A 9566-nucleotide genomic window follows, 5' to 3' on the forward strand; every position below is an offset into this window, starting at 1 on the left:
GGACATGGAATTCATACAGTTTCATCCAACGGGACTTGTCCCATCCGGCATACTCATTACTGAGGCGGCGAGGTCTGAAGGAGGGTATCTCGTGAATTCTGAAGGAAAACGCTTCATGGAAAATTACGCTCCAACAAAACTTGAAAAGGCGCCAAGGGACATAGTCTCTAGGGCAATAATGTGGGAGATTGAAGCTGGCAGAGGGATCAAGGGAAAATATGGCGATACTGTATACATGAATCTTGACCTGAGGCACATGGCTGATATTCTCGAAGAAAAACTCCCAATGATTACAGACATTGCGAAGAAGTTCAACGATATAGATGCGGCCACTGAAATGATTCCGATCCATCCCGCAACTCATTATACCATGGGGGGCGTCGCGGTCGACATGGATACAAAAACTGAAGTGCCAGGTGTATTTGGAGCTGGCGAGAACGTTGCCATAAGCATACACGGCGCGAACAGGCTTGGTTCCAATTCCACAAATGAGTGCCTTGCCTTCGGTAACGTCGCAGGAGTAAAGGCCGCAGAGTGGGCTGTTTCGCACAGCGTATCCGAACTGGACAGGGCTAAGGTGGAAGCCGAAGAAAAAAGGATATGGAACGATCTGCTAAACCGCGATGGCGAGGAAGATGTGGCCAAGATCGCAGAAGACCTCAGGATCGCAATGGATTCCAATGTTGGGGTTTTCAGGACCGAGCAGGGGTTGACAGAAGCTCTCAGACAGGTGAGGGCTATACAGGCACGTTACAAGAACATCAGCATTATTGACAAATCCAGCGTCTTCAATATTGAACTGACGAGAACGCTGGAAGTTGGATTCATGCTTGATCTTGCCGAGATCATAACAATGGGTGCTCTTTTGCGGAAGGAGAGCAGAGGAGCGCACTACAGAAAGGATTTCCCAAACAGAGACGATACCAATTTCCTGAAACATTCAGTGGCAAGATTTACCAAGGATGGGCCGAAGATAGAGTACGTTCCGGTTGTAATAACTAAATGGAAACCGGCACCAAGGGTTTATTGAGTGGTAAAATGACAGAAACTGAATATGAATTTGTTGTTAAGCGTAAAAACGACAAGGGGGAAGTAAGCTATTCTAATTACCTCATCCCCAAGGATAAGATATCTACAGTTCTGGAAGGATTATTGTACATCAGGGATAACCTAGACAAGACCCTGTCTGTAAGGTACTCATGCAGGATGGAGATATGCGGCAGCTGCGGCATGGAAATTAACGGCAAGCCCAAAACCGCATGTTCCACCATAGCAGCTAAACTTGGCAAGGACAGAATTACCGTGGAACCTCTGAAACACTATGACGTTATAAAAGACCTTGTTGTGGATATGGATCCTTTCTTCACAAAATACAGGGATGGCCTCCCGTTCATAATCAGGGAAGATGAAGGAGATTACACCTCTGAGCTGCCACAGACGCCAGATCAGTTCAAGGAATACGAGAAGTATTCCATGTGCATCAAATGCGGGATATGCCTTGCCGCCTGTCCGATTGCTGGATCTGACCCGGATTATATAGGTCCTGCAGCACTGGCTGGTGTGCTCAGATACAATCTGGACAACAGAGATCAGGGAAAGAAATACAGGCTGGAAATTGTGGATGGGGAGGAAGGGACATCAAGATGCCACTTTGCTGGAGAATGTACAGAAGCTTGCCCCAAGGGTGTAGACCCCTCATTTGCCATTCAATTGTTGAGAGCTCAGGGCACAAGGTATGAGCTTGCAAAAATCTTCAGGAGGTAGAGAGACAGATGGAAAGTAAAGAGGGAATCATGGGGTGGGTGAGATTCAGGGGAAAAGGCATAGGATATTTTGCATACACCTTCCAGAGGCTTTCCGGCCTTGTGATAGTGTTTTATCTTTTCCTGCATTTCTACGTTCTATCTAACATTCTGAAGGGAGCGACGGATTATAACAGTGCAATAGAGTCGATCAAGTATGGTCCGTTGGACATCTTTCTGGTGTTCGATGTGCTGCTCGCGCTTGTGATTTTTTATCACGGCGCTAACGGGATAAGGCTGGCGTTGAATGAGATGGGGATTGGCCTGAAGCACAACAAGATCTTTTTCTATGTCTTCGAGAGCGTTTCGGTGGTACTGCTCATTGTGTTCCTGTACTACGCGTGGGCATTTATTGCGTTTGGGTGATCAAATGGAAAACAAATATCTTAATAAGCCTATGACAAGCAGAGGGAGTCTTGGTACGTTACAGTGGCTGTTTCAAGTCATAACTGGAGTATTTTTAGTATTTTTCGTGGGCGTGCATCTATACCTTGCGCATATAAATGGCGGAACTCCCATATCCCTGTACGACACCGTGCTGAATAACCTGCACAATCCTTGGTGGCTTGCATTTTATATAGCCTTTGACTGGATCGTTGTCTATCACGCGCTCAACGGGGTGAAGGGTATCGTGTACGATATGGGCATCAAGGCATCAACGAAGAAATGGGTTGCATACATCCTGATAGCTGTCTACATAATTGCAGTGATTTATTCAACAGAACTGGCCATTATTGTTTCCCAGCTACCCCTCCACTGAACGCAAAATCACTCAAGACGCTTTATGATGTGGTAGCCGAATTGCGTCCGGACAATGCCGGATAACTGGTTTTTTTGAAGATTGAAAGCTGCTTTCTCAAACTCCTTTACTGTCGAACCATGCTTGAAGAATCCGATGTCACCGCCCCTCTTCCTGGAACTGTCTATTGAAAACTGTTCCGCCAATTTAGCGAAGCTCTCGCCCTTCTGTATCCTGGCAAGAATCTCCTTTGCAAGGGCCTCCTTCTGCACCAGAATGTGCGCACACCTTATCTTATCCGGCATGAATTACTGAATGGCAAACTCAGGTATAATTATATTTTGGCACTTATCATTTCCTTTCCTGCTGGATCAACTTCTCCAGGTTTGATACGAAACCCTTGGAGAAGAAATGCTGTAGTTCACTCTCAGTGAAAAGCCCAAGCGTCTTCACAAGGGGGGGATGCAGTGGCCCATATGGCGGAATCTGCTCCCTTTCCAAGGCAACACGTTCCACATAACCAATGGTGTCCATGGTCTCGTTCTGTGGTCCTGTTATTGTGGTCGTGGTGATAAACTTCACAACCCATGCCTTGAATGACTGGACCGTTTCCTTAAGCTTGTCGGTTTCTTTTCTGCCAAAAAACGAACTAGAAGATGTCCTGATAATAGCGGATGCTATCTTATTGGTATACTCCTGCTCTATTATACCAATAAACATCCGGTAATTCATTGAACTTTAATATCGAGTATCATATATTAAGCCTTGTATTGCTGTTTGGGGCAAAATGTATTGTATGTAAGAGCAGCAATTAAGATCAATAATGAAACCTGGTATTCAGGAGTTCAAAGTAAATCTCGTCGGCATACCCGTTCCCAGGTATGTACCCATTCTTCTGGAATCGTCCCATTTCCTTAAACCCGTTTTTCCGGAGAACCTTTATGGAGGCTATATTAGGTTCCAACACTGATGAGTGCAGCTTCCTCAGGTTAAGATAATCAAATGCATACTCAACGGCTAGCGATACTGCCTCAGTGGCGAGCCCACGGCCCCACTTCTCCCGCGCTATGGAATATGCTATGTAAGCATCGCCGTTCCTGAAGCTCAGGTCATGGAGAGATACAAGTCCAGAGAATTCTTCCCCTTCACAAATTGCAAAGACACGCAGATCCTTGATCTTTATTATCTTCTGGTACCATTCCTCCTCCTCTTCTATGTAGAATAGCTTTCCCGGATCCCTGAGAAACGTTCTGACCGATCGATCATTCATATAGCTGGTTATTGTTCCAAGGTCCTCTCTCAGCACAATCCCGATTGATGCTTTCTTCCCAGATAGTATGATATCCCTTTTCATATTCCCATCCCCTGTATTATTTCAGCCTCTCCATTAGCTCAAGCGGAACATCGGAAATGACTCCAGAAGAACCCATCTCCCTGCAGGCGATTGCATCCTTCACCGTATTCACAGTCCATGGTATGATAGGTACTTTTCCTGCGATGCCGGAAAAGTGTCCCTTGAGAAACATAGACATTTCCGGCTGTACAAAATCAACAGAGAACCTCTCCAGCAGGTCCTGGCTTATCTCCCCATAATAATTCATTGTCTCTGGAGATACGTTTAGACCAGTGAACATGCTGCTATCTTTCTCCTTCAGCAGGCGCAACGAAAGTGGGTTAAAGGAAAGAAACCTGTATAAAGCAGTGTCCCTGCCATCAAGATCACTGATCAGAGCATCCTCCAGCCCATAATTCACCAGACCACCATCATCATCTACTGTTTTAAGTTCTATGAAAATCCTGTATTTCCCCAAGGAATCAAGAACCTCAGAAAGCGTGGGTATGTTTTCCTCTCCATTTCCAAGCCTTAATGACTTAAGATCTTCAAGGGTATAGTCCCACGTCGATCCCTTTACACCGCACAGTCTCGTGAGATCGTAATCATGAAACACGACAATCTTCCTGTCCTTGGTGAATTGGATATCAAGCTCAACCGCTCCCACACCGGAAGCCTTTGCATCCTTGAACCCACTGAGTGAGTTCTCAACGTGTCTTTCGCAAAGTCCTCTGTGACCCACTATCAGGAATTCATTATTTTCTGACATTGACAGTAGCTCCTAGTTACTTTTCCGTTTATATCTGTGGGCGTAATGGTATTCGAACTCGATCTCGCTATCAAGAACGAATCCGTGTGTTTCAAGCTTTTCCCTGAGTTTCTGTTGTGAGAATCTTATATTCTCAGGAGGCCCGAACGGGGTATCGATCTTAAATTCTATGAATGTGATCTCAAGGTTCTTTACTCCTGAAAACCTGAACAGTAGGGTATCCTGGCAATCAAGATCATGGAATACATTTGAGAAGAACGCCTTGTTAAACCTTTCGGGAAGGGGAGCGTAACATATGTCCTTTTCCACTATTTCCACGTTACCTATCCCTCTGTCAGCGAGTTTTTTTCTTATTGCGTCTATTCCCCTGTTGTTAAGTTCGTAGGCATATATCTTCCCGGATCCGACAAGTGGTGCAAATTTTAATGAATAGAACCCGTCTCCAGATCCGAAATCTACCAGTATATCCCCGTCCTTGGGATTAACCATGTTCTCGATATCTTCATAGGGAATGTACTGATCGCGCAATTTTCCCGCGCGTTCATAGTCATGATGTTCCATTGATGATAAGCTTGTACGAAAATAATAGCTTTCCCATGCTGCTTGTCTGCCGCCTGAAAACAGCAACTAATTTAACCGGATACGGTATGACAGCACGTGAGAGGCATAGGGTTCAACATGGTTTCGAGCGGGAGCAGCGGAAACTGCACCCTCATCTGGGATCAGGACACCCTGCTGGTGATAGATTTTGGTATATCCCTGAAGCGATTGAAGTCGAGGGTCAAAGAGCTGGGGATCACCAATCCCGAGATGTCTCTTTTCGTCAGTCACGAGCACAGCGACCACTCTAGCGGTATAAGGGTCTTAATGCACAACATGCCAGTGGACGTATACACAAGGAGATCTACAGCGGAAACGCTTGGGTTGGCAGACGCATTCCCGATCAGGGACACGGTGACCATAGGGAACTTCGTAATCAGTGCGTCTTCGGTTTCCCATGATGCCGTGGACCCGGTGGCCTACACGGTTCAGAATGGTAAGGCGAAAATCTCCATAGTGTCTGACCTGGGATATGTTACGCCGGGTTTGGTGGAGATCATGAAGGGATCGCAGGTTGTGGCCCTTGAGGCCAACCATGACGTTGATATGCTCAAATCTGGAAGCTATCCGTATCCACTGAAGAAGAGGATTCTGGGTGAACAGGGTCATCTTTCAAACGCCCAGACGTCCGAGGCTCTGGAAAAGGTCAGCACTCCGGAAACCCGCATAATCCTGACACATCTGAGCCAGGAAAACAATACCCCTGATATGGCAAAACAGGCAGTTTCCATGCATCTGATCAACAGAGGGATAGGGTACCACAGCATAGAGTGCGCATCGCAAGATCTTGGTTCCTCCGTTTATAACATAGATGTTTTCTAGCCACAAGACATACTGAATCATGGAAACAGTTGGATTCATCGGATTGGGAAAGATGGGGCAGGCAATTTCTAGAAATATAATGAAAAAATACGGCCTGAAGGCGGTATATAACAGAAGTGCGGAAAAGGCTGAATGGTTCGGGAAAAACGGGGTTGAAGTATGTTCTTCTCCTAAAGAAGTGGCGGCCAAGTGTTCCGTTGTGTTCGCCATGCTTACCGACACCGAGGCTGTGAGAAGCGTTGTGACAGGCAAGGATGGCATTCTGGAAGGTATAAGGAAAGGGTCTGTCCTGGTGGACCTCAGCACTATTTACCCGGATGATTCCAAGGAAATGGCGGAAATGGTCTTGGAGAAAGAATCCGAAATGCTGGATTCCCCAGTGATCGGAAGCGTAGATCTTGCAACTGCAGGCACGCTCACAATAGCTGCGGGTGGATCTGAAACTGGATTCAGGCGCGTTGAGCCCATTCTTGCAACGTTCGGAAAGAGGATTGTCCACGTCGGGGCAAATGGCCTTGGTCTTAAGGTGAAGGCACTGAACAACATGATCATGGGGACGAACTACGCCGTACTCTGCGAGGCCATTTCAATGGGCGAGAAGATAGGCATCAGGACAGAGACTCTTGAAGACATATTCTCTGGTGGAGGAGCAAATTCCAGAGCGCTTGAGCTTAAAGGAAAAAGAATGATAGAAAAAAACTATGATCCGCAGTTCATATTGTCACATCAGCTAAAGGATATCAAATACGGTTTGAGAATGGCGATGGATCTCTTTTCCCCTGCTCCGGTCACTGCAGCTGCATGCACAATGTACGAGCAGGGATACAATGAAGGAATGGGAGATCTAGATTATTCCGCACTAATAGAAACCTACAGAAGAGTGAACAGAAAAGCCTAATAACTATCCAGATCATCGTTTGCTGATGAACATTATTTTCATCACATTTCTGATTGCGGTTGCCACCCTTGCCGTCGCTTCATATACCGACATCAGGAAAAGAACCATCAACTCTTTCATCTTCATCCCGCTCGTCGCGGTTGCCGCCATAAATTTTGCATTTACCGGACAGAGTGCCTGGTTCATCGCAGTTGGCATCCTGTTTTTTGCCGGGACATTCATCAGGACCGACCTTTACCTTTACCCGATCTACGGGCTTGTTATCCTTATTGTCTCAGTATTTCTGTTTCTTGGGGAACCTCTATACCTCACATCCTCAATAATGATCTTCATAGCGTTTGAACTGGGGTTTACAGAGAGATTCTTCGGAATTGGCGATATAAAGGCCATGGTGGCCATTTTCTTATCCTTCATCACCTTTCCATTCACTTGGGCATTTACCGCAAAACAGGCATTTGTCCTGACCATTCTGCCACTTTCTTTCGCAATGCTGATCAACATTGCCATAGTTTCTCTGTACCTTCCAGTATATATGCTCATCCTGAACGTCAGGATCGGAAACAGGATAGGAGCAGCATCGTTCCTTGGTCTACCCTATGATGACAATATGTACACCAGGAACAGTAAGAAATTTTCTATTCGTGGGTCCGATGACAGCAGGATGATGATCTACAGATCACCTTTCATGATCCCCATCAGCATTGGTTTTCTCATAACTGTTATATTCGGTTTCTGGATGATATACGTGTGATTGTGAATGAGTGATGACCTGATCATTAGGAATGCTTCTTCAATCATAATAACCAGAGACCCGGGGAAACCTCTTATTGGGGAACAACTGGGAGTTGTAGACGTGCTTGAGAATGCTTCCATACTGGTTTCCGGCGGAAAAATAAAAGAGATTTCGAAATCCATAGATGCACCGACCGGTTCAGATATCATTGATGCCACCGGCAAGACAGTTATGCCGGGGCTGGTTGATTCACACACCCACATAGTATACAGCGGATCAAGATACGAGGAGTTTTACCTCAGGGCACAGGGGAAGAGCTATCTGGAGATCATGAAGAGTGGAAACGGTATCAACCGCACCGTGAGGGACACAGAGAAAATGTCTGCGGATGGGATTTTGAGGGCCACCCTAGAAAGGGTAAGGGATTCGGTCTCCACAGGAACAACAACGATGGAGATGAAGACCGGTTATACCACCACCCTTGCCGGGGAGACCAAGATGCTGGATGTCATTGACTCAATTTCCAGAACCGGCATCGTGAATGCTGTACCTACATTCCTGGGCATGCACTCCATTCCGCCCGCTACACCTGAAGACGCCTTCGTTGATTACATGATCGGCACTGTCGCATCAAAGCTGAAGGGCAGATTTGCTTTTACTGACGCTTTCTGTGACAGCGGAGCATACTCTCCGGAATCCTGCCGCAGGCTGGCTGAATGGTCAAAGGCCAACGGGGTGCCCATGAAGCTCCATGCGGATGAGCTGCAGAACATAGGCTGTCTTGACCTGTGCGATGAATTCAGGCTTACAAGCGTTGATCACCTGCTTAAGACCGGAGAGAACGGGATGGAGAAGATAAGGAAGTCTGGTGCCATTGCCAATTTCCTGCCTATAACCGGCTTCTCGCTCGACAGGGGCAATTACCCGGATGTGAGGAAATTCATAGATTCCGGAATACCAATATCCATATCTACTGACGTTTCTCCGCTTTCAGTGAACTCAAACATGCTATTCGCTATGTATCTTGCCGCAAGATTCGAGGGAGTCTCCCCGGCTGAATGCATCAATGCTGCAACAATCAACGGCGCATATTCCGCCGGAGTAGCGCGGACGAGGGGGTCAATTGAAGTTGGGAAGGCGGCTGATATTGCTATATTCTCTGTAGACAGGTATGAAGAGATTCCTTACATGTATTCGTCGCGCATAGTTGATACTGTTATCAACAGCGGAAGGATTGTGTACAGGAAGGCATAGAAATGTATCCAGATCAAGCTGTCCCTGGAAAATTGCCCTTCATTGCATATAAATAAGAAAAAGCAATGGTCACGGCGAATGCTTAGCATTGATGTCGATGATACCATAGAAAAACTGGAAAAGATGGGTGCAAGGAAGATACTTCTCCAATTACCGGATGGTTTGAAGCCACACGTGTTTGAGTACTTTAACCAGCTGTCTTCAAGGTTTTCCGTCATAGTTAGCTCCGATCCGTTTTATGGAGCCTGCGATGTGGGGAACGAGGAGCAGTACAGGGATGTGGACTGCATTGTGCAGTACGGACATTCTATCATCCCCAATATAAAATACCCCAAGCCAATGATTTTCCAGGAGGCCAGAAACGACAGCACGTTCTCCCTGACGCCAGAAATGTTCCGTGACCTCCAGGAGCATGGATTTCGCAGGATCGGGCTGCTTTCCTCAATTCAGTACATGGACAGGATGAACGAAGCTCGTGATATCCTGAAGAAGATGGGCTTCGAGGTCATCGTAGGAAATCAGGATCAGAGACTTGCCTATCCCGGCCAGGTGCTTGGATGCAACTTCAGCTCTGCACACTCCATTTCCATGGATGTGGATGCATACGTGATCGTGA

14 protein-coding genes are annotated in these 9566 nt (G+C 46.5%); 9 read left to right on the forward strand and 5 right to left on the reverse strand.

The features are described 5' to 3' along the window. The 4 genes from QW597_06565 to QW597_06580 all read left to right on the forward strand — a co-directional run. Positions 1-1030: FAD-binding protein (locus tag QW597_06565; protein ID MEM0156240.1), on the forward strand; the 1030-nt coding region annotated here is incomplete at its 5' end. Between the two features lie 8 nt (positions 1031-1038). Further along, positions 1039-1764 carry a succinate dehydrogenase/fumarate reductase iron-sulfur subunit gene (locus QW597_06570; GenBank protein ID MEM0156241.1) on the forward strand — a complete coding sequence of 242 codons (726 nt, stop codon included), beginning with the start codon at positions 1039-1041 and terminating at the stop codon, positions 1762-1764. Positions 1765-1772: 8 nt separating this feature from the next. Continuing rightward, complete coding sequence (locus QW597_06575) at positions 1773-2168, forward strand: succinate dehydrogenase (GenBank protein MEM0156242.1); 396 nt, start codon at positions 1773-1775, stop codon at positions 2166-2168. A gap of 4 nt (positions 2169-2172) precedes the next feature. Beyond that, on the forward strand, positions 2173-2562 hold the full coding sequence (locus tag QW597_06580; protein MEM0156243.1) for a succinate dehydrogenase: 390 nt from the start codon (positions 2173-2175) through the stop codon (positions 2560-2562). Between the two features lie 8 nt (positions 2563-2570). Here the strand turns inward: QW597_06580 and QW597_06585 are convergent, their stop codons facing one another. The 5 genes from QW597_06585 to QW597_06605 form a co-directional block, all read right to left on the reverse strand. Continuing rightward, a complete protein-coding gene (locus tag QW597_06585) occupies positions 2571-2846 on the reverse strand; it encodes a peptidylprolyl isomerase (protein MEM0156244.1) in 276 nt (91 codons plus the stop codon). A 46-nt stretch (positions 2847-2892) separates the two neighbouring features. Continuing rightward, positions 2893-3273, reverse strand: coding sequence for a hypothetical protein (locus QW597_06590; protein ID MEM0156245.1), 381 nt, complete (start codon positions 3271-3273; stop codon positions 2893-2895). Positions 3274-3358: 85 nt separating this feature from the next. Next, positions 3359-3895 carry a GNAT family N-acetyltransferase gene (locus tag QW597_06595; protein MEM0156246.1) on the reverse strand — a complete coding sequence of 179 codons (537 nt, stop codon included), beginning with the start codon at positions 3893-3895 and terminating at the stop codon, positions 3359-3361. A 16-nt stretch (positions 3896-3911) separates the two neighbouring features. Then, positions 3912-4643: a glycerophosphodiester phosphodiesterase family protein gene (locus QW597_06600; protein MEM0156247.1), complete on the reverse strand. Its 732-nt coding sequence runs from the start codon at positions 4641-4643 to the stop codon at positions 3912-3914. Positions 4644-4655: 12 nt separating this feature from the next. Further along, positions 4656-5204 (reverse strand): class I SAM-dependent methyltransferase, encoded by a 549-nt coding sequence (locus QW597_06605; GenBank protein ID MEM0156248.1) that lies wholly within the window; start codon positions 5202-5204, stop codon positions 4656-4658. A 96-nt stretch (positions 5205-5300) separates the two neighbouring features. Between QW597_06605 and QW597_06610 the strand changes: the two genes are divergently transcribed. The 5 genes from QW597_06610 to QW597_06630 form a co-directional block, all read left to right on the forward strand. Then, entirely contained in the window at positions 5301-6065 is a 765-nt protein-coding gene (locus QW597_06610; GenBank protein ID MEM0156249.1) for an MBL fold metallo-hydrolase, read from the forward strand. 19 nt (positions 6066-6084) lie between these two features. Then, entirely contained in the window at positions 6085-6963 is an 879-nt protein-coding gene (locus QW597_06615) for an NAD(P)-dependent oxidoreductase (protein MEM0156250.1), read from the forward strand. A gap of 25 nt (positions 6964-6988) precedes the next feature. Further along, complete coding sequence (locus QW597_06620) at positions 6989-7714, forward strand: hypothetical protein (protein MEM0156251.1); 726 nt, start codon at positions 6989-6991, stop codon at positions 7712-7714. 6 nt (positions 7715-7720) lie between these two features. Further along, complete coding sequence (gene hutI / locus QW597_06625) at positions 7721-8950, forward strand: imidazolonepropionase (protein MEM0156252.1); 1230 nt, start codon at positions 7721-7723, stop codon at positions 8948-8950. Positions 8951-9028: 78 nt separating this feature from the next. Then, positions 9029-9566 (forward strand): diphthamide synthesis protein (locus tag QW597_06630; GenBank protein ID MEM0156253.1); only part of this gene is annotated, 538 nt, incomplete at its 3' end.

The organism is Thermoplasmataceae archaeon (genome assembly GCA_038729425.1).
Taxonomy (GTDB): domain Archaea; phylum Thermoplasmatota; class Thermoplasmata; order Thermoplasmatales; family Thermoplasmataceae; genus B-DKE.